Origin of the sequence: Pseudomonas monsensis (genome assembly GCF_014268495.2) — a bacterium.
Taxonomy (GTDB): Bacteria; Pseudomonadota; Gammaproteobacteria; order Pseudomonadales; family Pseudomonadaceae; genus Aquipseudomonas; species Aquipseudomonas monsensis.
The window spans coordinates 2,993,378-3,019,668 of record NZ_CP077087.1 but is presented as its reverse complement, the minus strand read 5'-3'; the positions used below and the strand labels follow the sequence as shown (position 1 = coordinate 3,019,668).

At 61.9% G+C, this 26,291-nt stretch carries 11 protein-coding genes; 1 reads left to right on the top strand and 10 read right to left on the bottom strand.

All coding sequences use genetic code 11. The annotated features are described in order from the left end of the window. The first annotated feature begins 173 nt into the window (after positions 1-173). Positions 174-1,121, top strand: a complete 948-nt coding sequence (locus tag HV782_RS13180) for a SphA family protein (RefSeq protein WP_186745859.1) — start codon at positions 174-176, stop codon at positions 1,119-1,121. Between the two features lie 128 nt (positions 1,122-1,249). Here the strand turns inward: HV782_RS13180 and HV782_RS13175 are convergent, their stop codons facing one another. The 10 genes from HV782_RS13175 to gspK all read right to left on the bottom strand — a co-directional run bounded on the left by HV782_RS13175 (position 1,250) and on the right by gspK (position 26,285). Next, positions 1,250-13,753 (bottom strand): filamentous hemagglutinin family protein, encoded by a 12,504-nt coding sequence (locus HV782_RS13175; RefSeq protein WP_186745861.1) that lies wholly within the window; start codon positions 13,751-13,753, stop codon positions 1,250-1,252. Positions 13,754-13,949: 196 nt separating this feature from the next. Beyond that, complete coding sequence (locus tag HV782_RS28760; protein ID WP_256591461.1) at positions 13,950-14,075, bottom strand: hypothetical protein; 126 nt, start codon at positions 14,073-14,075, stop codon at positions 13,950-13,952. 104 nt (positions 14,076-14,179) lie between these two features. Then, entirely contained in the window at positions 14,180-15,601 is a 1,422-nt protein-coding gene (gene ltrA / locus HV782_RS13165; protein ID WP_186748782.1) for a group II intron reverse transcriptase/maturase, read from the bottom strand. A 486-nt stretch (positions 15,602-16,087) separates the two neighbouring features. Then, on the bottom strand, positions 16,088-17,197 hold the full coding sequence (locus HV782_RS13160; protein ID WP_123468118.1) for a substrate-binding domain-containing protein: 1,110 nt from the start codon (positions 17,195-17,197) through the stop codon (positions 16,088-16,090). Between the two features lie 498 nt (positions 17,198-17,695). Next, a complete protein-coding gene (gspF, locus tag HV782_RS13155; protein ID WP_123468116.1) occupies positions 17,696-18,907 on the bottom strand; it encodes a type II secretion system inner membrane protein GspF in 1,212 nt (403 codons plus the stop codon). Then, on the bottom strand, positions 18,907-20,313 hold the full coding sequence (gspE, locus tag HV782_RS13150) for a type II secretion system ATPase GspE (RefSeq protein WP_123468114.1): 1,407 nt from the start codon (positions 20,311-20,313) through the stop codon (positions 18,907-18,909). The genes gspF and gspE overlap by 1 nt, the downstream gene beginning before the upstream one ends. Before the next feature lie 915 nt (positions 20,314-21,228). Then, entirely contained in the window at positions 21,229-23,616 is a 2,388-nt protein-coding gene (gspD, locus tag HV782_RS13145; protein ID WP_123468112.1) for a type II secretion system secretin GspD, read from the bottom strand. Beyond that, positions 23,613-24,161, bottom strand: coding sequence for a type II secretion system protein GspM (gspM, locus tag HV782_RS13140; protein WP_123468110.1), 549 nt, complete (start codon positions 24,159-24,161; stop codon positions 23,613-23,615). Before gspM ends, gspD begins: the two co-directional genes overlap by 4 nt. Next, a complete protein-coding gene (gspL, locus tag HV782_RS13135) occupies positions 24,154-25,329 on the bottom strand; it encodes a type II secretion system protein GspL (protein ID WP_186748730.1) in 1,176 nt (391 codons plus the stop codon). The genes gspM and gspL overlap by 8 nt, the downstream gene beginning before the upstream one ends. Next, positions 25,326-26,285, bottom strand: a complete 960-nt coding sequence (gspK, locus tag HV782_RS13130; RefSeq protein WP_186748731.1) for a type II secretion system minor pseudopilin GspK — start codon at positions 26,283-26,285, stop codon at positions 25,326-25,328. Before gspK ends, gspL begins: the two co-directional genes overlap by 4 nt. Between the last annotated feature and the right edge of the window lie 6 nt (positions 26,286-26,291).

The window sequence follows — 26,291 nt, the reverse complement described above, 5'->3', positions numbered from 1 at the left end:
TGTAACCGGTCATGTCGAAGGAAGTTAGCACAGGGTCAACGGACTGTCCGCAGATGCCCCCCTCGTTGTCCGCCAATACCCTGCCCGAATGTACGCCAAACGCTTATTTCTAACGTACCGGCGCCCCGTGCGACCGGTGCCAGGTCCCAATCACAATAATAATGAGGACAGTTATGAGCCCGAACCGTGCACCCTCCTGCTTGCCGCTCGCCTTTTTCATGGCGGGTTGCACCCTGACGTTGCCCGCCCTTGCCACCGAAGCCGGGGTCGACAATATCGGCACTGGCACTGACGGTTTCTTCATGCTGCCGCTGGAGGTCGACAGCCTTCCTGAGAACATGGTCGCGTTCAACCTCTACTACAACCATTACAAATCGACCAAGCTCAACATCAGCTCGCTGGGCGGCAAGGTGCCGAAGGTTGAAATCGAATCCACTGCGGTGATTCCGCGCATCGACTACCTGAGCCCGGTACGAATATTCGGCGGACGCCTGGCCGGCTACATCGCCCAGCCGTGGCTGAAGCAAGAGGTCGCGGTGTTCGGTTTGAGCGACACCCGCGAAGGCATGGGCGATACCACCTTCGCGCCGATCATTCTGTGGGACATGGGCAAAAACCTGACCCTTGGCGCCGCCGTGGAAGTCACCTTACCCACCGGCGAATACAGCGTCGATCGACTGGCCAATACCAGCAACAATTTCTACACCTACAAGCCGCTGCTCTCGTTTACCTGGCTGCCGACCGACAACACCGAAATCTCGATGAAGACCACCTACAGCTTCAACGAGAAGAACAAAGACACCGACTACAAGTCCGGGCAGATCTTCCACTTCGACTATTCGGCCAGCTACAAGATCACCGACGACCTGATGCTCGGGGTCAACGGCTATTTCCTCAAGCAGACCACCGATGACAAACAGTACGGCCACACCGTGCAGTTCGCCGGGCAGGACGTGGATGACGGCGTACGTGGCAAAGTGTTCGCCATCGGCCCGGCGCTGCACTTCACCTTTCTCAAGTACGCCAGCGCGGAGATTCGCTGGGCCAAGGAATTTGATGTGGAGAACCGGCCGGAGGGGGAAATGCTCTGGGCAAAAGTCAGCATCCCCTACGCGTTCTGATCCACTCCGTATCCCCTTGTAGGAGCGAGCAGGCTCGCTCCTACAAGGGTTTGTGGCCCGTTCAAAAGTTTTTAGCAGATAAAAAAGGGCGACCCAAAGGCCGCCCAAACGTACTACACGAGAGTCTTTTACAACGTCAGTTGCCCACGTTCCTCCTCGGTCAACTGCTGCTTCGCCTGTTCATCCAGCGCCCCTGCCCCCAGCACCTGCACCGGGCTGTTCGGGTTGTAGCCCGGGGCCGGGGTGCGGCTGGCGCCATCGCGGGTTGGGGCGAGTTGTTCGTTGCCGAAACTCAGCACCTGCACGGTAAACACCGAGGCCTGATTCTGCCGCGAGGCCGCTTGCTGCTGACGCGCCACGTCTTCCGCCGCTTGCGTGGCCGAAGATGCCGCCGAACTGGCCGAGGTGATCGCGCCAGTGTTGACCGCCGATACCACCGGCACCCCGGTCGATTTACCCTGCACCGAAATGTTGGCAGCGTTGACCACCGTCAGGGCGGCGATGTTGACGTTGCCCGACACACGAATCCCCGCCTCGCCGGCATCGATGGTGCCCAGCGGCGCGATCAGGTCGATGTCCCCCGGGGCCACTTCGGCAATCGGGTTGAGCGTGGCGATACCGGCGCCGGTGCTCGGCACCGATGGCGACAGGGTCACGTTGCCCCAGGTGTCGTACACGCGTTTCGGCGGGGTGTAGACCACGGTGGTTTTCGAACCCCGACCGGCGTTGATGTCGCCTTCGGCGGACCAGCCGAGGATCGAGCCACCAAACGTGGTCATGATCCGGCTCTGTCCCAGCAGAATGCTGCCCTGGGAGTAGAGCTGAATATTGCCCGAGCCCTGGGTAATGATCCCCGCCGTCGAGGGCGGCGCCGCGCCCTCGATGCCGAACACCTGACCACCGCCTGGCGTGAGCATCTGGATATCGCCACCGAACAAAGTCTTGACCCCGGCACCGCCATAAAGCGTGATGTCGCCGTCGTAGCGGATCGGATTGCCGGCCACATCGGTGGTCGGGAACAGCGAAGCAATGGCGTTGCGACCACGCAGGTAACTGCCTTTGCGCGGGCCATCGACATCGTTGTATTCCAGGCCACCAGCACGCAGTTCGGCGAAGTACACCTGACGGGCGAAGATCGCCTGCTCCGCACGTGGCAACGCAGCGAAGAAGGCTTGCGCCTGTTCGGTGTTGCCGCTGAATCCATAGCCGAGGGTCAGCCAGCTTTGCAATTCGTCGAGGTAAGTCTTGACCACTTTGCCTGGCTGCCCGTTGAGCGATGCGTTCGGGTCGGCAAGGTTCTGCGGGTTCAGATAGCGGGCAATGAACCGCGAATAATCCGGCCCCTGCGCGCCCACACCGGCCTGCAATACCACGCTGGCACCCGGTTGTTTATCGCCTGCCACCAACGAGCCGAGGCTGGTGATGCTGGCGCGGTTTTCCATAAGGATATTGCGCCCGGCGTTGATATCCAGCGTTCCCGGCCCGGCGATATCAAAGTTGCTGTAGAGAATGTCGCGACCTGCTGACACTCGCGATACGTCTCGCGGATCATTGTGGACAAACAGGTTGCCGGTGGAAGAAATGCCATCCTTGCCGTTGCTTATTTCTGAACTCGGTACTGCCGTAGGCTGCCCCAGGGTGGTGCCGGAGGCGACGATGTCACGACCGGCGATCATCCATACAGGACCGGCCGCTTCGTACCAGGTGCGTTTGGAAGTGGAAAAGCTCAACGTTTCACCACTGCGAACGCCCACCAGGTCCCCCGTCAGTGCGTAGATTCGCGCCGGCCCCTGTACGTCGTTCAAACCCGAATAGCTATCGGGACCAAAGGCAAACAGCGGATATCGCACGTTACTCTCTGGTGCCACGCCATCGTCGCTGTAGTTGGTGCGCACCGGCTTGCTTGTGTTGCTGTTGGTGGTAAAGGTGTTGAACGCCGGGTTGAACGGCGTGGTAATGGCCATCGGGCTCGCCCCCGACTGGTTGATCGCATAGCCACCGGCGTAGATAGAGTCACCTGCCAGCAGTTCAAGCTGTCCCGACTTCGACGGAGCCAGGAGCAGTGAGTAACCTTGCAGCGGGTAGTTGTCTACGCCAGTGAACGTCGCGGATGGTCCTGCATAGATGGATCCCTGGCCCGCCACCGCACGAAGTATCGATGGATAGACAAACCGGCCATCGGTAGGAGAGGTATTGCGGCCCGTGATCAGACCGTTGGATGAGTTGACCTCGGATATCTGTGTGCCCGGCGTCAGGTTCCCGCCAGCCGAGAACAGATCGATTGCGGTGTGGTCGGTCCACAATGAGAAGCCGCTCAGAGTACCGCCCTGCTGAACGCTACCGTTGGCGGCCATGATCGGGCTGGCGTTCATCAGACTCACTCGCCCAGGATCCGCTGCACCACCCAATACCAGATCCCCACGGCTGCTCAGGCTCATGCCCGAGTCTCCCGGAATCAGCACCACGCCTCCGGAAGCGCTACCGGTGGTCGAGGTAAATGGATCAAGTGCCCGGGTTTCCCGAAGATCATTGACCACGGTGCTGGCGCCGTACCTCAGGTTGATGCCACCCAGTGCTCCACCCGTCATTTGTGCCGCACCGCGCAGGTTGATCAGCGCACCTTGCAGATCATGGACCGGTTTGCCGATACCGGTTTCTCCTGCCCGCGCTTGCAGCGACGGGTTGAACGTACCGCCGATTCGAATATCCATGTCACCCCCCCCGGTCATCTGCACGCTGCCATCGCTGGCGACTCGACCGGTGCTGCCGACTGCGACGATCAGACCTTGGCTTCGAGGATTGTTCACGGCATCCCCCAACGGCTTGAGCATGCCGGCATCACCACCGGCCCGCAGGCTGATATTACCGCCGCCCAAAGTGCCGAAACCGGTGAACCCGACCAGGTACGGTTCGGTATTGGTGTTCGTATCTGGCATCAATTGGGTGGCATAGCTGCCGAAGTTGATCCACCAGGCCGTGGGCATATCCGGGTTGTCCGTGCCTTGGCGCCACAGCCAGTTGCCCACCGCGACACTTGCGATCTGCTCCCGGGTTCCACCTGAAGTCGATCGAGTTTTCTGCCCTACCGAATCGCCCGAAACAGACCCGCCCGCGTTGATCGTCAGATTGCCGCCCATCTGCGGATACCAGGCCTGGTAAAGACTGTCGGTGCCGCCGTTGACCCATTTTTCATAATCGGCACCGGCGCTGCCCAATACCGAATTACTGTTCGAGAGATACCCGCGTTTCTGGTTGTACAACGGATCGACGTTCGCTGATTGAGTGCCGGCGGTATAAACGCCAAACGGTGAATCCATGCTCAAGTTGCCGGCAGCCATCAGATCAAGATCGCCAGTACCGGTGCGCAGCACACTGAACATCTGGCTGTGGGCCTTGGCGGTTGTGCCGGGATTATTGCCGATGCAGAACTCCGGATAGATTTCACAAAGGACCTGATACTCCTCGGGAACGGGTTCGTAGTCAGGTCCTTGACCACTGCCCGGCGCCCATACCCAGCGTGCCATCGGCACACAGAGCCCTTCTATCTGCGCACAGATCTCCAATTGGTCATCGGGCACAGGGTAATACCCCGGAAGGTCATACGGATTGCCCGGTGCCCACACGAGTATCCCGGTTGCCTGGGTAAGCGTGACACCGTAATGAGTGTCCGCCAGCCGCAGATTGCCATCGGTGGTGACAGGCTTCACGGCACGGCTGTCCGCCGCCTCAAGATCGGCACCCGCCACCGCGCGCATCGACCATGACGCACTGCCCGAAGGCAACATACTGGCCAACGCCCAGTTCTTGCCTTGCTGCGTGCCGTTGAACGGACGCAGTTCGATCAGCGAAGTGCCGTCGGCAAGCTTTACATCAGTCATCGAAGGAATCAGCGAACCGCGCAGCAAGGCCAGCGAGCTGCTCAGTTTCACACCGGAAACCGTTAAAAGATCGAGGTCGAAAACCCCTGGCAACGGCACGCCCTTGGGCCAGGTCATGGCCTTTAGGCTCGTGGCCTTGTTCAGACGGATACCGGAACCCAGGCGAGTGTTCGCCGGCAACGTCACACTTTCGCTGAGCAACGTTCCCGCCGCGTACAACAGATGACCACCGGCATCATGGATAGCTCCCGCCAGCACTGTGCCGGCGCTGAACGTATAAGCCTCGCCCAAAACCGCCTGGGTCGGCAGCAACGTGCCGCTGGCCAGTCGCGCACCCTGAATCGTCACGTCGTAATTGAGCGTCGCGCCCACCGGAAACTGCGTGCCCTCGGCCAGCGTAACCCCGCTGCCCGGCACGATCAGATCGCCGCCGAACGGTTGCACACCGGCGATCAGTTTCCAGCCGGCGTCATCCTTGGTTTCCGGTGGTGGCGCGAAACCGTCGTTGATGCTGCCGTAAATGTCGAGGTTGCCACCGGCACGAATCACCAGGCTGCCGGCCTCCCCTGACCCGTACACCAACGGATTCAGTCGCGTGTGCGGATTGAGACTGGCATAACGATAGCCAGACAAATCCAGATCACCCTCCACCACCAGATCTCCGTCGGCAGTCTTGCTGGCAATTTCCACGCCTGGGCGCAGATGGAACGCGTCTGCGTAAGTGGTGTTGTTCAGCCCGGCGAGTTTGCGTTGCAGCAGATCGTTATTACCCAGCGCGGCGTTGATAAAGTCTTTGCTGTCACCGTGAATGCGTTCGAGCATGACCTTGTCAATCACCTGATACGGCCGACCACTGACCGCCTGATCGACACCATCACGGGCATCGGTATAACGGCGCGTGCCATTGAGCCCGATAGAACGCGCGCCCTGAATGGTCAGCACACCACTGGCGTCGATGGCAATGTCATTGCTGCCCAGACGTGGCGCGTTCAGCTCCAGCGTGCCGCGCAGCATTCCATCGTGTTGCCCCGCAGGGAAACCGGGCACGGCATCGGTGCCGTGGCGCAGGTCGATGCGCGCGCCGCTGCCTAGCGTGAGTAAACCATCGCCGGAACCGAGTTCGACCGTGGCACGGTTCGGCGCATCGATGATCTTGCCGTAGCTGTCGACCCGCAGCACACGGCCATGGGCATCGAGCACACTGTTGCCCGCAAGAGTCAGACCGTTTTTCGCCGACAGACGAATGCTGCCGACACGTTCGCCGCTGGCGTCGATCAGACCGGCAACCGTCAGGCTGCCATTGTCCACCGACACATTGATCTCACCAGCCTTGAGACCGTCGCCGATCACAAGATTGCCTTGTTTGAGTTGCAGGCTGCGGCTGCCGTAAACCTGTCCGGCACTCAAGCGCTGATTGAGTGCAGCGAACTGCTCGGTGGCGTCACCGCCCAGACGCTGCGCGCGAATGTCCACGCCACTGGCCTTGTACGGCACCAGCGTGCCACCGGCGTCGTAATAACCACTGCTGCCGCCGACAATCTGGCCTTGCAGATCGACCATCCCGGCCGCATCGGCCAGAGCGACGACGCTAAGGTTACCGGCCTGATTGTTCTTCGCCGACAGATCGATCCGCGAGCCCGCGGCCTGACGGATATTGCCATTTGCGCTGTACAGCGAAACATAGCCACCCCAGCTGTACTTGCTGACATCGTTGAACGGCAAGGTACGTCCGGCCATATCCAGTACGGCTCCACTGCCCAGGGTCAGATCGCCTTCGGACTTCACCGTCAGCTTGCCGCTGGCCAATGCGATACGGCTGTCGAGCACGATATCGCGGGCTTCAAGGTTCAACTCCGCACCCAGGGCATTGGCCACGCCGGCAGCCCCGGCGCCGCTCAAGGTCAGGCTATTGCCGGCCTTGAGCAGGCTGACTGATGCCGCCTCGCCAGTGAGCAACGGCGTACGCAGATTCAGATTGCCGCCGCTGTAGCTGTAACCCTTGACCGGATCGTAAGCGCCTTGCTCCTGATACACCGCTAGGCTGCCCTTGTGATTGGCGGTGATGCGCTCGCTGGCGCTCAGGTTGACGTTGGCGAACCCCAGCGCCAGACGATTGTTCTGATCCAGCCCGCTGGCCTGAGGCATCGGGCCATAACCCAGCTCGATCCGCTGGGCCTGAATGTCCAGCGTGCCACTGCCGGTGCCCGCACCACCCGTGATGACTGCGCCAGGACTCTGGGTCGCACCGTTCCAGATCAGGTTGGCGGTACGGATACTCGCCACGTCGCCGGCGTTGCCCAGACCGTAAATCGCCGGAGTGACCAGCACCAGGTTCTGCAATTTGCTCTGGCCGGTCTGTGGGTCGATCGTGTCGAGGCTGACGCTGCCGTAGAAATTGAAGGCGTCGCGAGTGGTCAGGCTCAGGGTTTCCAGGGCCGGCGCGCCAAACTGCTTATCACCGCGCAGCAAACGGTCGAGTACGTTCTGGTTGAGCGTGAGGCCGGCAGGCACGCGGCTGCCTGCCGCCGCCAGCGCCTCGGCGCTGCCGGCATTGACCGAGCCGACCGACAGTGCCAGATGACGGGTGCCGAAACGCACCGCTTCACCGAGTTCGAACTGGTTATCCGTGACGGCAGCGATACTGCCGTTCGAATACAGCAGGGCCGGATTGCTGCACACACTCGTTGCGCAAGTGCCGATCCGGATACTGCCCGCTCCGGTGATGCCACTGGCCAGCTCCGGCGCGAGGACCTGGGTCCAACCGTTGGAAACGAGCAACACGCTGGAGGCTCTCGGCTCATAAATGAAACCGGCCATTGAGTCGTAGGCCACGTTGCCACGCCCCAGCGTATTAATCCCGCCCCCCGCCTCGACCGTGATGCCGCCAAGCGTTGACGTGGTGCGCAGCAAGACTTCCGGTGCAGACAGAATCGCCCCTTCACGCAAGACAATGTTTGCGCTGGTGCCCAGGAAACCGATGATGTTGGCGGCTGTGTTGTACAGGACATTCGGCATCGCACCGATAGTCAGACGCCCGGCATTGAGGCTATTAAGCGTGTCGGCGTATAACGACACGCCATTGAAGCCAGGGGTCGGTGCATGGCCCGCGCCCAGGATCTCGAAGCTGCTACCGGCGTTGCCGCCGCGCACCACCGCCGTGCCGGCCATGCCACCCTCGGCAGCGTCGAACAACGCACGCCCGTTGAACTGCAAATCGATGCCTTGCTTGCCGCCGGACGCCAGGCGCAGATCCAGTGTCTTGCCGTCCATCGGTGCCATCGCGCGTGGCACACCACGCCGGGCGGCATCGCTCTGGATGAAGGAAGTGAATCCGGTTTCGTTGTACTGCGAGTAACGACGCAACACGTCGGCAGACGTGAGGATCACCTGACTGGCCAGGCTGGCACGCACGTCAGTATTGGCAATCGACATCTGCCCGCTGCTGGTCCATGAACCGTTACGCAATGGCAGCGCCCCGGTTGTCACGCCGGGTGTCGCCTGACCGTTCACTTCAACCCGGAACGCACCGGGCATCAAGGCAAACGTTGACGGCAACAATGTGTAAGTGCCCGCTGCCAACCCCGGAACGCCGGCACCAATGGTGATCTGCTGCCCGATACGCGGATCGACCGCACCGGCCTCGGCCAGCATCGGCGCATAGCTGCTCTGGTTGCCGGGCACGATGGCATAGACCGGGTTGCTCGCCAGCCCCGGCAGGCTGAAGGTGCCGTCAGGCGCATTGCGCACCAGCGGGTTGAAACGCGCATCGGTGGAGCCGCCACGACCGGACACGAAACCGGCGCCGCGCAGATCCCCGCCGCCGGACAGGTCGATGACCGCGTCGCTCTGCACATCGGCAAATTGCGTGCCGATCGACACGCCTGATGTTTCGCCGGTGATGCCGTCGAGCACCACGGATTTGCCGTTGTAGCGATAGTCGATACCGTCCGTGGTGCCGCCGTACGGCATGACCAGACCGGCACCGCTGACCGAAGTCAGACTGCCCGGCAGGAGATGAACCTCGCGAGTCGTGCTGAGCAAATCGTCACCCAATACGATCTTGCCCAGCGGTGCACGCAAGACACCGCCCTGCTCGATGTACGCGGCGGAAAAAATCAGCTTTCCGAATGCCGAGTACGGCACTGCAGCCGGTGCAGCCCCGTGACCGCTGATCCGCAAGGTGTGTTGAGAAACCGGAACCTCGCCCTGATAACCGACGCGCACCTCAGCCTGAACACCGGTGGCGGGATAGATCTGCGCCGCACCGAGATTCAAGTCGCCCGGTGTCCACAGCCTGGTTTTCTCCGCGCCATCATTCGGCGCGAGGAAACGCAGATCGCCGCTGCTGTCGAGGTTCACCAGACCGAAAGCCCGACGGCTGTATGCAACGGCCGGAGCCTGCCGTTGCAGGATCGAACCCTGAGTCCCGAAGGACAGGCCATTGCCCACGTCCAACAGGTTCGCAGAGGCATTCAACGTCGCGTCGGACAACCGGGTCGTCGGGCCGGGAAGCAATCGTGGGCGCATCATGCTGAAGCCGGCAAAGTAGGTGCCCACCCCTGACAGACGCAGGTACGGCGCACTCAAATCAACCCGCGCCGTGCCTTTGGAGTTCTCGGCAAGCGACAGCGCTCCGGCGAACAGGCTGAGGCTCTGATTCATGCGCAGATTGACGTCACCGTCGAACGACAAAAGACCGTTGCTCAGCAGGCTGAGATTGTCGAAACCGCCCGTCATCAAGCCATCGGCACTCAAACGGGCTTGACCGTAACGCAAGCCATCGGCGCCTTCGCCGGGTCGCAGATTCGCGGGCAGCAGCCCGTTCCCTGCCGCTTGGCCGATGATCATTTCCCTCGGAGCCCGCACCGCGTTGCTCGCCGAGTCGGAATACAGCGGCGTCTCCAGCGCCAGTTCCAGACGACCACCGGCCGCCCCGACGCCACCCGCCGCCGCACGCAAGTTGCCTTCGACGAACAGGCCGGTGTAGGAGCTCAAACCGATTCGCCCGCCATCCGTTGCGACGCGGGTCGGGCCCTGGCCGGCGATATCCAGAACGGCCTCGGTACCCGAGGCATCCAGCCGCGCGCCCGGACGCACAATCACGTAGGCATCGGCGGCCGTGGCGGTTGCCAGTTTCGAGTCGATCTCGCCGCCGATGATGATGCTGCCGCCCTTGCCGACCTGCCCGTAAGTGCGGCCCAAGGTGTCGGTCGCTGTATTGGCGCGCGCGGCGACATCCAGCACCGCCTGTTCGCCGATCCAGATCGAGCGGTCATGTGCGTTCGGATCCCCCACTTGAATCGAAGTGGCCGGCTGGATCGAGCCGAACTGTTGTTGACGAATATCGATCGTGCCACCCCAGGCATCCAGTTCACCGTCAACGGTGATCTGCCCGGCGCCACGCAATTTGATGCTCTGCCCCGGATCGACGCTGATGCGCGAGCCTCGGCCCAGGGTCAAGGTGCTGTTGGCGGCGTCAATCAGCTCGACCAGCGTCGCGCCGCCTTGCAGTGTCAGGCTGGCGCCGGCGCGCTGGGTCAGTACGCCCTTGGTCGGGTTTTCCTGGAACAGCGTCGGGGTCCACAGCTCCAGCGCCGTTCGCGGATCGACGCCGCTGACCTCGTTGGGGGCCGCATCGCCAAAACGGTAGACCGGCATGTTCACGTCAATTGCGGTGCCTTCGGCCACTTCAAGTCCGCTCAGGCCGATCAGGTTGTAGGCGGAGAACCCCTTGCCGAACAGGTCGGCGGACAGTTGCAAGGTGTTGTCCGCCAGGGCTTTATCCGTTTGCCCGACCAGTATTTTGTTGGCCTGCACCGTCAGGGTGCCGCCGCCCGTGACGCCGTACCCACGCAGTTCGCCATCGAGGTCCAGACGGGTTTTGCCTGGTGCGGAAATGGCGCTCGATTCCAGCGTCAGATCCCCGCCCTTGCCACCCCGGGTCTTGCCATTGGCGAGCACGGCGCCACCGGAAGAAACGTCGAGCAGGCTGCCGGCAGCGACGTCGATATCGCCGCTGTTGCGGATCGATATCAGACCACCGTTCAGATACGCCAGGCTGGCGTTATCGTCCGGATTGGTGCGCAGGTTGCTCCAGAGGCCGCGGGTGTCGAGCCGTACGCCCTCGGCGATGCGGGTTTGCGTCGCCTTGTCGGCTTTCGCCGCCAGACGAGTGTCAGTGTTTGCACCGCCAGTGAACTGATTGAGTACGTTGCCCAGACGCAGGCTGCCCCCGCGAGCGGTCAGGTCGGCGCCGACCTGCACATCCGGGGCGTACAGGGTGATGTCGCCACCGCTGTCGAGCGTAAGCCCACCGTCAACGGCGATCTGATCCTTGGCCGAAACCTTGAGCGCACCGAGACGGAATCCGTTGAGCTGATCGTTATCGAGATACAGCTTGCCCTTGCGGGCATCGGACACCGCGCCGGTCAGATCAAAATCGTTGCCGGCGACCGGGCGCGAGCCACCGATCTGTATCTGATCGAGCAACGGATTGAGGGTGTAGAGCAGCCCACTCGACGCCGCGACAAAGGTCGGATCGTAACTGCCGACGATCAGTTGCGCACGCCGAGCCAGCGCGGTCTGACTCTGCTGATAGCCGTCGAGCACCGGTTTCGAAGCCTGATTCTGCCGTTCACCCTGATACACATCGCCGATCATCTGCCCGTCGAGCACGGCGTTCGCTGTGGAAATCACCAGTTGCCCGGCATCGCGGCCCACGGTGTAACCCGATTCGAAACGTGAACGCGGGGCGATCAGCGGGTTGTAGAAATAGCTGGTCTGGCCCCAGCGTTCGCTGCTGTCTTCATAACCTTTGTACAGCCCGGTGTAGAGCAGATCCCCCGGGGCGCGGGAGACTTCATACAAGCGTCCATCGGCGCCGCGCAGCCAGCTCTGGCGAATCTGCCCGCTCTGCACATCCAGGGTGCCGCCGGACAGGTTGATCAGCGAGCCTTTTTCCGTCACCACGTCGTTGCCGGCGAAACTCACCGTGCCACCCTGGGCCATCCATTCGCCGACGCTGTGGCCCTGAGTGCCGAGATAACCCCCGACTTCCAACAGGCCACCGGCGGTGTACCAGCGATCCGTGGCGTAGCCGTTGGTGCCGGCCGGCACGTATACCAGCTCGCGCACATCGACCCAGATGTCATTGCTGTTGAGCGCGCCTTTCTCGCGGTTGACCGACGCATCGCGCTGCTCGTTGCCCTGCACGTTGATCTTGATGCTGTTGTTTTCCATCGCCACTTTGACGCCGATGGCACCCGAGACATCGATCATCGCGCCGTCACGCACCAGACTGCGACGCTGTGCGCTGACCGCGACCTGGCCGCCGGTGGCCAGGGTGATCGAGCCGCTCTGGAACTCGACACTGCCACCGCTCTGAATCTCGATGCGCGACTGGTCGCCACGGATCCGATTGTTGGCCGTGACGCCCGCCAGCGCGGCCTGATGCTGGCTGTCGAGGGCGGTCATGTCGCTGCTGTCGAGCATGATTGCCGTGGCGCTGCTCTGCCCCAGGGTCACGCTGCCCGTGGCGTCGTTGATCGGGTTGGATAGGTGAATCGTGCCTCGTGTTGCAACTGAAGTGCTGGCGAGCAATACGCCGTTTTGCACGACCTCGTGGCCGGTAAGGGTGATGTCGCCGGTCGACGACTGGATCAGTCCGTTGTTAGTGACTTTGCCCGCAACGGCACCGGCCTTGAAGCCCGGAATGACTTCGCTGCCAAAGGTGGTGGACAGCGCATTGCCTTCGGTGCCCGAGCCCTTGCGGATGTAGAATCGGTCACCGGCTGCCAGCACGGTCTGGCCCTTGGCGGTGTTGATGTTGCCGTCGTTCTGCACTTCGTTGCCCAGCAGCAACGCGTAGCCGCCGGCATCGATAGAAGCCGCCGGTTTGTGGGTTTCAATCGAGGCACCGCGCTCCACCAACACTTTGCCAGCGGCATCGGTGAAGGTCGGCTGAGTGCCGGTGCTGTCGAAAAACAGACCTCGATCGCGGAACTGTATGTCGGTGATATTCGCCGCTGCCGCAACCAGGTTGCGCACGTTGACCTGGCTACTGCCGCTGAACACGATGCCGTTGCGGTTGATCAGCATCACCGTGCCGTTGCCCTTGATCTGGCCTTGAATCTGGCTGGCCCGGGCGTTTGGATCGTTGACCCGGTTGAGCACTGCCCAGTTCGACTGCTGGGCGAAATCAACCGTGGTGTTGCGACCGACGTTGAAGGTCTCCCAATTAAGGATCGCCTTGTCGGCAGTCTGCTCGATCGTCACCGTGGTCTTGCCATCGACTTGAGTCTGCTGCGGGCCCTTGGCGTTCTGCCAGCCCTGGGTCAGGCTGTTGTCGACCTTCAAACCACCCTCACCCAGACCATCCGGCACAAACTGCACCGTGCCCAACGTGGCGGCGCGTCCGGCCGCCTGCGCCGCTTGCTGGGCGGCAATCGCGGCGACTGTGTTGTTCAGGGTCTGAATCGAACGCTGCAACTGCGCATTGGCCTTCTGCTGCTGCGCCAGCGGCGGTGTCATTCCCGGCAGACCACCCACGCTCGGATGTGCCGCCGCAGCCTGTTGCGTTGCGCCCTTGGCAGCAAACCATCCCGAGCTGAACGCCGTCTGCGCCTGCGCACTGCCCGCCACCAGACACAACGCCACCGCGTGCGCCAACGGCTTGAGCAGCCACAGCGATGGCTCCCCGGTTTCACGCTTGGAGGACAGAACGTTGGTACGACGACGGGATGGGTGAGCGAGCATCACTACGAGATCCTTTTTGATTGCCACACAAGGCCGCAGGCATGCAAAAACCTGCTGTTACGTCATAGGCAGTTGGCGAGGGGCGCGACCGAACGGATGTCACACAAACTTCATGTTGGGGGAGTATTCGCGCAATCCGCGGGACCGAATGCCGGGCGAATAAAATGGCGGTCCCAGAAAGGGCCGCCATTGGGTTTCAAGATTTGTCGTTTAGAGGCCGGCCAATGCCGTTGCAAACGCTGGGGTTGTTGATATCGAGGTTGTTGCCGGTGGTGTTAGTGACGAAGTTGGCGATGACCGCGTTCTTCCAGGCATAAGACATGGCAATGAATTTATGGGCCTGTGTCGCGGGGAGATCGAGTAGGAGGCGGTTTCACAACCGCCGTCCTCTCACACCACCGTACGTACGGTTCCGTATACGGCGGTTCAGGTTATGCGATTAAGCCGGTTTATCGTATCCAGTATTGAGACCAGCCCGAGTCGATCCCATAGCTTCTTCGGTAGCGCCTGATTCATATGTGACGCTCCCGAGTTCCACCATGGGCCTCGGCCATTGACCGCCGATTTCCACGCCCGCGCCTCGTCGAGGCCCAAACGTATCAGGTTGCGCGCCCTCGTAGAGGGCCGCTTCCATTGACGCCATATGACGCAACGAAGTTTGTGACGCACCCAGCCATCCAGCTCCTCAAGTGGCCGCTTGCTCTGACTCAGCTTGAAGTAGCCAGCCCAACCACGCAGCACGGGAGTCATTTGCTCAACGATATATCTCATTGAGCGGGCCCGTATCCGACGCAAGAGTTCCCGGAGTCGGTCGCGCAGGCGGTGCAGGCTTATGCTCGCGACCCTCAGCTTCGGCTGTTGATGCCAGCTCATCCCATAACCCAAGTAATCACAGGCCCAAGGCCGTGCCACACGGCTCTTTTCCCGATTCAGTGTCAGCTTCAGGCCCTGAGTCAGGAAGCGCTCAACACTGGCCATGACCCGTTCGCCTGCACGATGACTGCGCACATAAATGTTCGCATCGTCGGCATAGCGTACGAAGCGATGGCCCCGTCGTTCCAGTTCGCGGTCGAGTTCGTTGAGCAAGATGTTCGACAGCAACGGCGAGAGCGGGCCGCCTTGCGGCGTCCCTTCCTGCCGTCGGCTGACGATCCCGCCCGCCATCATGCCGGCCTCGAGGTAACGGCGAATGAGCCTGAGCACCCGCTTGTCTTCGATCTGACGCGCAACATGGGCCATCAACACATCGTGGTTGACCCGATCAAAGAACTTCTCCAGATCAAGCTCCACGCACCAACGGTGTCCCGCCGCCACATGGTCACGGGCTGTTTCGATGGCGTGATGGGCGCTTCTGCCCGGACGAAAGCCGTAGCTGTAGTCCGAAAACAACGGATCGAAGGTCGGCGTGAGCTGTTGCAGCAAAGCCTGCTGGATCAGGCGATCCACGACGCAGGGAATACCCAACTGCCGTGTTCCGCCTTTGGATTTGGGGATGTCGACGGCGCGTACACTTTGCGGGTGATACTCGCCGGCCAGCAGCCGAGCTTTGAGGATCGGCCAATACTGTTTCACGTAGCCTGCCAATTGGTCGACCGTCATGCCATCGGCACCCGGTGCGCCCTTGTTGCTGACTACGCGTTGATACGCACGCTTGAGGTTGGCGGGTGCAAGCACCCGCCCCATCAGCGTGTCCGGCTCCGCGTTCGTCCACGTCACAGCCGCCGGTGATACCTGTGCGCTGTCAGCCGTCATCCTCGGATTCTGTCCGGGACTCGGAGTGACAGTCTTCTCTGGGAGAAATTTCTGCATTTCGGTACTCAACGAGACTCTGACGCCTACTGACGGCATAACCTGTTCGGCCCTTGGTGACGGAGTTACTCGTCACTTACTACGGCTTCGGCTGACTTCTGCACGTTCATCCCGTCGCCTCTCGACGCTCGGTAGCACAGTGGCAAACGTGCAGATCTCCCAGGGTAATTCGCGCGACCTTCCTGCTTATGCCTGTCGGATTTACGTCACAGCGTTCCGTGCAAGTATTGGGCTTTGACGATTTGGGCCGTCTTACCCCGCTGCGCCGCCTCTATCCGCTTCCTGTTCGTCAGGCCAGCATTTTGCCTCGGGCTTCCTTCAGATTCGCGGTCGCCCGCGACACCCTTGCCTCTGGCTAACACTTCCCCTTGCCGGGTGTGTAGAGGACTTTCACCTCCAAGTCACCAGCATGGCCACCACAGCCAAGCTGGTTGCGCTTGCGCGCAACGCGCCATGCCTGGCGCACCCAAAAAAAATGGCAGCCCCGGAGGGCTGCCACCGTTACAGCTGACTAAACCAACCTGCTTACAAAGGACGACCGATAGCGTTGCAGACGCTGGCGTTGTTGATGTCCAGGTTGTTGCCCGAGGTGTTGGTGATGAAGTTGGCGGTTACAGCGGTTTTCCAGGCGTTAGGCACGGCGACAAACTTGTGGGCCTGAGTCGCAGTGTTGTTGCCCGGGTTGCTGTAGTGAGTGGTCAGGAAGGCTTTGACGTCCGCGGCCACGGCTGCATCCTTGTAGCACTGACCGAAGATGAAGTTGGTGTAGGCAGCCAGTTTGTAACCCGAAGTCGGGTTAGCGACCACTGGCGACCACTTGGATGGATCGGCAGCATCGACAGCAGACGATGGAGGGGTCACCGACGACAGCGCCAGCGTCACGTTGAGCGAAGTAGGCTGAACACCGTTCACGCGGGCAACAACAGCGTTGCTGGTAGCGTCAACACCGTCCGGACCGACATAACCGATGGAGCCGTCAACCGCATTCACGGTAGTGGCAACATCGGAAGTGTTGGCTACACCGACCCAGTTCGAAGGCAAGGCGATGCCACCGATACGAGCGGCGGTGAAGGTGGTGTTGGTCGCGAACTGAGTCGGGCAAATCGTGCTCAGGTGGCGGGTGAGGATTTCCGAAGTGCCGCTGGAAACGTTGCGGTAAACCACGCGGATAGCGGTGGTGTCAGCAGTGCCCAGCAGCGCTCCCCAAGTGGTTTTCTGGCCGGAGAACACTTCGCACAGCTGAGCGCTGGTCAGGTTCAGAGCAGTCTGACCGGCTTTTTTGTAAGGGATGGCAACCGAAGTGGCAACCGAAGGCAGCTGAATCAGCGGACCGAAGGAAGCATTGTAGGTGTCTTTGTAGGTCTTGAGTTCCGAAGCGCTGAGGATCGAGTCGCTACCGGCGAAGTGCACAGTGCCAGTGGTGCTGAAACCAGCCGGGTTGTTGGTCAGGAAAGCAGTCTTGCCACCGCCGCTACCGATGGCAGCGTAGGAGAAGTTGGCTGGCAGGATGCTGTCGGCAGAGCCTTTGTACAGAGCGGCAGGCAGCGTTGCACCACCACCGGTAACGGCCATGGCTTGAGCGGAAGCCAGAGCGGCGACGGTCAGGGAAGCTGCGATCAGAGTGCGCTTGAACATGAAGAATCTCCTTTTCAACTAGGTTTGGGAACACAGGTTTTCGGGTGACTTGCATGACACTGGGAGGACTCACCGGGGCCCTCGCTAGCGTTGGCCTTGGTTAAGTCGCACTGAGAAATTCGCAGTTTCCGGTGACAGATAAAGGAAAAAACCTCGGGAGCTGCGAGCTGTTTCTGAAGGGATTTTCTCGGGTGTTTGTCGGATGCTGCGCAGCGTCTGGATCGCGGGTTTGGCTGAATCGGGCTGGAGGCGTTGACGGGTGGTTGCAGATGACAGAACGGAGAACCCGAGGATCGGGAAAACATCGCTCGGGTGATGGAGAATCTTTTGCAAAAACGTTGAACTATTTATTGGCCTGGCGGGCCTCATCGCTGGCAAGCCAGCTCCCACAGGTTTTTGTGTTTTGCTGCAAATCGCATTAACAACACTGTTCCCTGTGGGAGCTGGCTTGCCAGCGATGAGGCCAGTGCAACCACCACCAAGGCATCAGACACACCCCTACTGCACCAACTGGTTGATCTCAATAATCGGCAACAACACCGCCATCACAATCACCAGCACCACCCCGCCCATCACCACAATCATCAGCGGCTCAAGCAATGCGGTCATGCCCATCGCCCGCCGCTCGATATCCCGCGACAGCGTCTGCGCCGCACGCTCAAGCATCGGTGGCAACGACCCGGTCTTCTCGCCGCTGGCGATCAGGTGAATCAGCACCGGTGGAAATACGTTCTCCACCCGCAACGCCGCCGCGAGGTTCACACCCTCGCGCACCTTGGCCGTGGCCTCGCTGACACTCAGACTCAAGCGGTCGTTGGACAAAGTCTGCCGCGCCGCTTCCAGTGCGCGCAACAACGGCACCCCGGCGCCGCCGAGAATCGCCAGGGTCGAAGCAAAACGTGCGGTGTTCAGGCCCAGAATGAAACGCCCGATCAGCGGCAGTTTCAGCACCCGATGATGCCACCTCAAACGCGCCGCCGGATTGCGCAGATACAAGCGCCAGCTCCAGAAGCTTGCGGCCATGATCCCTGCACACAGCCAACCCCAACTGCGGATGAAATCACTCGCGTTGAGCATCGCCAGGGTCAGCCCCGGCAAATCCTGCCGCGCCTGGGAAAACGCACTGACCACCTGCGGCACCACGTAGCTGAGCAAGAAAATCACGATGCCGATCGATACCAGCCCGACCACACCCGGATAAATGAATGCGGTGAGAATCTTGCCGCGCAGGTTGTTGCGCTCCTCGATGTAATCCGCGAGCCGCTCCATGACCTGCGCCAGATCTCCGGATTCCTCCCCCGCCGCAATCAGCGCACGGTAAATCTCCGGAAAATCCCGTGGCCGCGCAGCCAATGACTCGGCCAGGCGCATGCCGCTGCGCACGTCGGCACGCACGGCGCTGAGAGTGTGGGCGATGTGTTTTTTTTCGGCCTGCTCCACCGTGGCGCTGAGCGCTGCCTCCAGTGGCAGGCTGGCGCCCAACAGACTCGCCAATTGCCGCGTGGCCCAGGCCAGATCATTGTCGGAGAGCCTGGCGCTGAACAATCCACCGCCGCCCTGCTGGGCGACATTGCTTTCCTTGTGCACCGACAGTGCGGTCAATCCGCGCCCGCGTAAAACACTGAACGCGGCGCCCTGGCTGTCCGCTTCCAGATGCCCGGACTCGATCTTGCCAGTGGCGTCGGCGGCTTCAAAACGATAGCGATTCATCAGGCGTCCCGAGTCACACGGAGGATTTCTTCAGGGGCGGTGGCGCCGCTGCGAATCCAGCGTTCACCGTCCTCACGCAGGCTGAACATGCCGGCCTTTGACGCCGCCGCACGCAAGGCTTGCTCCCCTGCCCCTTGGTGAATCAGGGTGCGGATGTCGTCGTCGATGCAGAACAATTCGTGAATGCCGGTGCGACCGCTGTAGCCGGTGTGATTACACGCCGGGCAACCGACCGGACGCCACGTCCCCGGCGCCGCCGGGTCTTCTTGTTTGCATTCTTTGCACAGTCGTCGCACCAGCCGCTGGGCCAAGACCCCAAGCATCGACGAGGCCAGCAGAAACGGTTCGACGCCCATGTCGATCAAGCGGTTGACCGCCGACACCGCGTCGTTGGTGTGCAGGGTCGCCAGCACCAGGTGACCGGTCAGCGAGGCTTGCACCGCGATTTGCGCGGTTTCCAAGTCGCGGATCTCACCGATCATGATGATGTCCGGGTCTTGCCGCAAAATCGCCCGCAGTGCCAGGGCGAAGGTCATGTCGATCTTGGCGTTGACCTGAATCTGGCTGATCCCCGGCAGGTCGTATTCCACCGGGTCCTCCACGGTGAGGATGTTGCTGGTGCTGGCATCCAGTCGCGCCAGCGCGGCGTAGAGGCTGGTGGTCTTGCCGCTGCCGGTGGGGCCGGTGACCAGCACGATGCCGTGGGGCTGGCGGATCAAGTGGTCGAGTTTGGCCAGCACTTGCGCGTCCATGCCCAGGGTTTCCAGATGCAGACGTCCGGCCTGTTTGTCCAGCAGACGCATCACCACCCTTTCGCCATGCCCGGTGGGCACGGTGGAGACGCGAATGTCGATTGGCCGCCCGGCCACGCGCAACGCAATGCGACCGTCCTGCGGCAGGCGTTTTTCAGCGATGTCGAGCTGGGCCATGATCTTGATCCGCGACACCAGCGCACCGTGCAGCGCCTTGCGCGGCGAAACCACATCACGCAAGGTGCCGTCGACCCGGTAGCGCACCACTGAATGGGTTTCGAACGGTTCAATGTGGATGTCACTGGCCTCATCGCGCGCGGCCTGGGTGAGCAGCGCGTTGATCATGCGAATCACCGGCGCGCCGTCCTGAGTGTCGAGCAGGTCAGTGATTTCCGGCATGTCCTGCATCAGGCGGTCGAGATCGACTTCGTTTTCCGCCGCACCGACCACCGCCGCCGCGCTGCCAGTATCGGCATAAGCGCTGGCGAGCAAGCCATCGAGTTCGTCATCGCGCACGCGCTGTATCGTGGTCGCGCCAAACTGCCGCCGCGCCTCACTGATCGACCAGCCGGGCGTCGACGGGCACACCGTCAACACCCCATCACACAACAAAATCCGCTGCGCCTTGGCCCAGGCGTAAGGCAACGCACTCATCTCTTGAACTCCTCCAAATCCACTGTGGCGAGTTGCAGATTGCGGGCAGGTTTCAAAAGCGTCTGCTCCCGTCAATCGGCACCGCTTTGATCCATGTGCAAGGCAACGCACTCATCTCCTGAACTCCCACAATTTCACTGTGGCGAGGGGATTTATCCCCGCTGGGTTGCGCAGCAACCCCAAAACCTGCAACCGAATTTCGCCAGACATACCGAGTGTTTCGGGTTTACGCCTGCTACGCAGCCGAACGGGGATAAATCCCCTCACCACAGGGGTGAGATGCAGATTGCGGGCAGGTTTCAAAAGCGTCTGCTCCCCTCAATCGGTACGGCTTGGATCCATGTGCAAGGCAACGCACTCATCTCCTGAACTCCCCCAACTCCACTCACCACAGGGGTGAGTTGCAGATTGCGGGCAGGTTTCAAAAGCGTGTGCTCCCATGAATCGGCACAGCTTTGGTCCATTTGCAAGGCAGCGCACTCATCTCCTGAACTCCCCCAAACCCACTGTGGCGAGGGGATTTATCCCCGCTGGGTTGCGCAGCAACCCCAAATCCTGCAACCGAATTTCGCCAGACATACCGCGCCCGCAATGTTTACGACTGCTGCGCAGCCGAACGGGGATAAATCCCCTCACCACAGGAGTGGGTTGCAGATTGCGGGCTGGTTTCAAAAGCGTGTGCTCCCGTCAATCGGCACGGCTTTGGTCCATGTGCAAGGCAGTGCACTCATCTCTTGAACTCCCCCAATTCCACTGTGGCGAGGGGATTTATCCCCGTTGGGTTGCGCAGCAACCCCAAAACCTGCAATCGGTTTTTTCCAGACATACCGCGCCCGCAATGTTTACGACTGCTGCGCAGCCGAACAGGGATAAATCCCCTCACCACAGAGGTGAGTTGCACATTGCGAGCTGGTTTCAAAAGCGTCTGCTCCCGTCAATCGGTACGGCTTTGATGGTTGCGCGAGGGCCTGAGGTGGGCGCCACTGCCGGCACGCCTTGCGCTGCTGTCGGCAATTGCGGCGCCTGCATGTCCGGCATCGCCCAGCTGCGTTCCGGTTGCAGGCCACCTTGGGCGCGGCGCATGAAATCGTAGCGGTTGAGGGTGATGCTGCGCCCCGCTTCGCTGTCGCGGATGATGTACGGGCGCAGGAACACCATCAGGTTGGTCTTGGTGATCGCCCGGCGCTCGTTGCGAAACAGCGCACCAATCCCCGGCAGACTGCCCAGCCACGGCACCGCGTCGTTGCTCTGGCTGTAGCCGTCCTGCAGCAAGCCGCCAAGCACCATGATCTGGCCGTCATCCAGCAAGATGCTGGTGTCGATCGCCCGTTTGTTGGTGACAATCCCCGCCGATTTGGCGCTGGCCGAAGCGCGTTCGTCGATGCTGCTGACTTCCTGATAAATGTCGAGCTTGACCGTACCGCCCTCGGAAATCTGCGGCCGCACATTGAGCTTCAAACCAACCTCTTCACGGGTCACGGTCTGGAACGGGTTGTTGCTGGTGCCACCACCGCCAGTGACGTAACTGCCACTGACAAACGGAATGGTCTGGCCAACGAAAATGCTCGCCGCTTCGTTGTCCAGGGTCAGCAGGTTCGGCGTCGACAGCACGTTGGTGCCGCCCTTGCTCTTCAGCGCTCGGGCCAGCACTTTCAGGTCGAGGATCTTGCCGATGCCGGGGATGTCGACGGTGCCGTTGACGTAGCCCAGGTTCAAACCCTGCGGTAGTACGTCGATGCTGGTCTTGCCGCTGACGTTGATGCCCGAGCCACCCAGATTGGCCCCGCCGATCACGCCGTTACCACCGAGGTTGCCGGTCTGCCATTGCACACCGAATTCACTGGCATCGTCTTCGCCGACCTCGACGATCAGGCTTTCGATCACCACTTGTGCGCGACGCTGATCGAGCAAGTCGATGACTTCGCGCAGGTTGCGGTACAGCGGTTCCGGCGCGGAAATCAGCAAGGTGTTGGTGGTGGCGTCCGCCTGAATGGTCACGCCGCCGGCGCTGAAGGCAACGTTCTGTTCACTGCTTTGCGCGCCGCCACTGCTGCCGCTGCCACTGCTGCCCTGGGCGTAACTGCCGCCGGTGCTGCCCGTGCTGCCGTTGCTGCTGGTCGATGGGGTGCCGCTGGTTTGCGCACCGCTCTGGCCATTCTGGCCGCCATTGCTGCCGGTGCCGCCCATCGCGCTGAGCACCGACCGCGCACTGTCGCTGGTGCCGCTGTCGCTTTCGCCGGTGAGCAACCCGCGCAAGGCCTGCGCCAGTTTCGCGGCCTGGGCGTTGCGCAGATAAACCACGTGCAGGTTGCTCGGATTGCTCTGCGCATTGTCGAGTTTGTAGATCAGGTTGCGCGCCAGCTCGGTACGCTCGGGGCTGCCGGCGCGAATGATGATGGTGTTGGAACGCGGGTCGCCGATCACCGCGATTTTCTGCGTCGGATCGTTGCCCGGCGCATCCAGCAAATCAGCGACCATCGGCGCGATGTCAGCGGCGATGCCGTTCTGGATCTGCACCACATCGGTGTCGATCGCACTCGGCGAGTCGATGCTGGCAATCAACTGCGCGACGCGGGTGAGGTTCTCGGCGTAATCGGTGACGACGATGGTGTTGTTGCCCGGATAGGCGTTGATCGGGTTGTTCGGCGACACAATCGGGCGCAGCACCGGAATCAGGTTCACCGCGTTCTCGTATTGCAGGCGGAACGTGCGGGTGAGCATGCCGTTGCCGGCCGGTTTGTCGGCGCTGTAGATCGGCCCGCCGAGCAGCTTCGCATCAGCCTCCGGCACCACCTGCGCGACACCGCCGACATCGACCACGCTGAAGCCCTGCATGCGCAGCGCCGCCAGCAGCATGTCGTAGGCCTGGCGCGCCGGCACCTGGCCTTCCGAAACCAGCGTCAGGTTGCCCTTGACCCGTGGATCGACGAGAAACTGCTGACCGGTCGAACGCGACAATGCCCGCACCACCGCTTGAATATCGGCGTCGACAAAGTTCAGCGTCACCGGTTGATCACCCAGCGGATTGCTCGGCAACGTGGTACCCGATGGCGCCGCACCGCTGCGCGCACTCTTGGTGATGTTGTGCAATTGCTTCGGCGCAGGTCGCGCCTGCGCCTGTGCGCGCTCGCGGTCCAGCACCGCGTCGCCGCTGCGCTGGGTGTTGGCCAGCGGCCGACCGAGTTCGCTGTCGACCAGCAACGGCGGCTGGTTTTGTGGCGTGGTGGTGTTGCTGCACGCGCTCAATGCCATCAGCAGCATCGGCAAAGCCAAGCGTGCCGGTTTGGATCCTGACCCCTTCATGAAGCTTCCTTAGCGCCAAGCGCCTGATCCATGCGAACGGTGCCAGACAAAGTGCCGGCGGTAACATCGGTCGAAGCGTTGTCTGCCCGTTGCAAACGGGCCTCGACCACCTGCAAAGAAAGTTGTGACGGCGTGCTCAGCAACCAGTCGAGCACCGCATCGGCCGGGGCGGCGTCGAAGATCAACTGCCACGCACCGGCGTCCGCCGCCTGTAATTGGTAATGCCCGGCCAGACCGCTGGCCTGCAGCGTCTGCTCCAGCGCCTGGGCCACGCCTTGCCCGGCCGGGCGCACGCTGACTTCGCGCAGCAACACCTCCAGCGCTTCGGTCTGCGCGCGCAGCTTTGGCGTCTCGGCTTGCCAATAGGTGATTTTCTTCAGCGGTGGCTGAATCAACGCCACCCAGATCAACAGGCCGACCAGCGCCAGAGCCATGCCGCCGACCATGCGTTTCTCCCGCAGCGCCAACGGCTGCCAGCGCGCCTGCACCTGACTGTTGAAGCGCTGCCAGCGGGCGCGGTACTCCGCGAGCGAGGCCTTATTCATCTTCTGCTCCGCTGTCGTCGTCGGTGCTACTTGAAGGGGATTCTCCTGCCGGGCGCAGCGTCCAGCCGTCATCCTCGGCGGTGACGCTGATGCCGGCCTGAGCGAGTGTGCTTTGCCAGTCTTTGTCGGTACCGGAGCGCCGCGCATCGCTGAGCAGGCGCAATTGCAACGCGCCCTCGGCGAACGTCAGTTGCTCGACACTGCCAGCCATGAACGGCATACCGCTGCCGGCCTGCAGCACCAGCCGATTGAAGGTTTGCGCCGGATCGTCCGCCGCGCCCTTCTGCCGCGCCGCCCATTGCTGACGGGCCTGTTGCAACGGATTGAGGATCACCGGCAACTCGGGGAAGGCCTGTTTCACCCGCTGATTCATGTGCGCCTTCAACTGCTGGCCCTGACTGGCTTCGCGGGCGGCATACAGGTTCAAACCGACCACCCACACCGTCACGGCCAATGCCAACAAAGCCAATGCCCGGCCCCAGCCGCGATGCTCGGTGTTCTGTTGTTGCACGGCGCCGTGCAGGCCCCAGCCCGGCAACGGCCCGGTCCAGCGCTGGGCCTCGGCCATCGGCAGTTCAGCGTTGGGCGGTGCACCGTCGCCAATCCAGTGCAAGGCACTGCCGGACGCCAGCAACCCGTCGCCCGGGTCTTCATCGAACAACGGCTGCACCCGCGCTGTTTGCACGCTGTCGCGCAGCAACAGATGACCGTCCAGGCGACAGGCCACCGTGCCCGGCAACACCGGCAAACTGTAAGCCGCCGGGTACACGCCGCGCAGGTTAAGGCCGCTGTGCTTGAGCAGTTGCCCGAGGCGCAGCAAGCGTTCGCGGGGCGCCCAGGCGATCTGCACCTGCCCGGCTTCATCACGGGGACTGTGAGCGATGTGCATCGCGTTGCCGTCACCGAGCATCAACGCCTGCGCGGCGCATTGCACCGCGGCCGCCGTCTTGTTCGCAGGCAGCGGCGGCACGTCGATGCTCGCCAGCAGACTGTCCGCGGGGTGCAGAAAACACACCAGCGGCGGCTGTTTCGGCGACTGGCTCAACTGGTTCAGGCTGAGGCACTCCTCACGACTGACCTGCCCCTGACGATCCAGCCACGCGCAGCACAGCGGACTGTCCAGCTCAAGTTCGGCCAACGGCGCCAGGGCAATCCGTAGCTGACTCATACGCCCACCCGCGACCAGATCACCTGCGGCAGGCGATCCTGCGAGCGATGCAATAACGCTTCGAGGCTGACCCGGCGCTGATCACGCCGCGCCTCGCCGCGCAGGCGAAACCAGTCACTGGTGATGCCGACCTTGACGCTGCTGATCTCCAGTTGCGGCATGCGCAAACGGTTGACGAAATCACCGCGATTGATGAACCAGCGCCCGGCGTCACGTTCATTGATCAACGCCTGCGCCCGCTCCAGCGACAACCCCGGCACATTCGCGGCCAGCACTGGCGCGGTAGCGGTGTTGCCGTTGACCCAAGTCGTCACTGGAATCACCGTCAGGTACGGCGCGAGTTTGCTGATCAGCGCGTCATTGATGCCATCGACACCGCGCAGATCCTCGATGCTGCGCAGCATCGGCAGCTTTGGATTTTCGGGTTTTCGCGAAGCGTTGGGCGACGTTAACCGGCCACTGTCGAAGCCGGTTTTGGTGGTCGCGGCGATCTGCGGATTCAACAGTCGCGGGTAAGAGGCAATCACCCGCTGACTGATGCGCTGGCTCAACCCGGCGCTGACACCAATCAACTCGCACAGGCGCGCGAACGCCTCGACCTGTGCCTCATCCACACGCTCATTGGCCACCAGATTGCGCAGGTTGAACTTGCCCTGCTCGTCTTCCAGCCGGCCTTCAAAACCTGAGGCGCTGAGGCGCTGTGCCCACGGCTGATCGAGGCGGGTCAGCGGATCACGCTGGCGCGCCTCCCACAACCGCTGACGGCTGATCTCCAGACCGCCCTGCACCACCCAGCGGCCCTGCACCCGCTGCTGGTCCGCTTCCAGCGCACGGGTCGAAACGCTTTGGCGGGTCAGCATGCCCGCCGCAATCACCGCCACCACGGCCGCGATCAGCAACGCGCTGATAATCGCCATCCCTTGTTGCTTCGCCCGGTTCGGCGAACGGCTGTCCATGGCCGG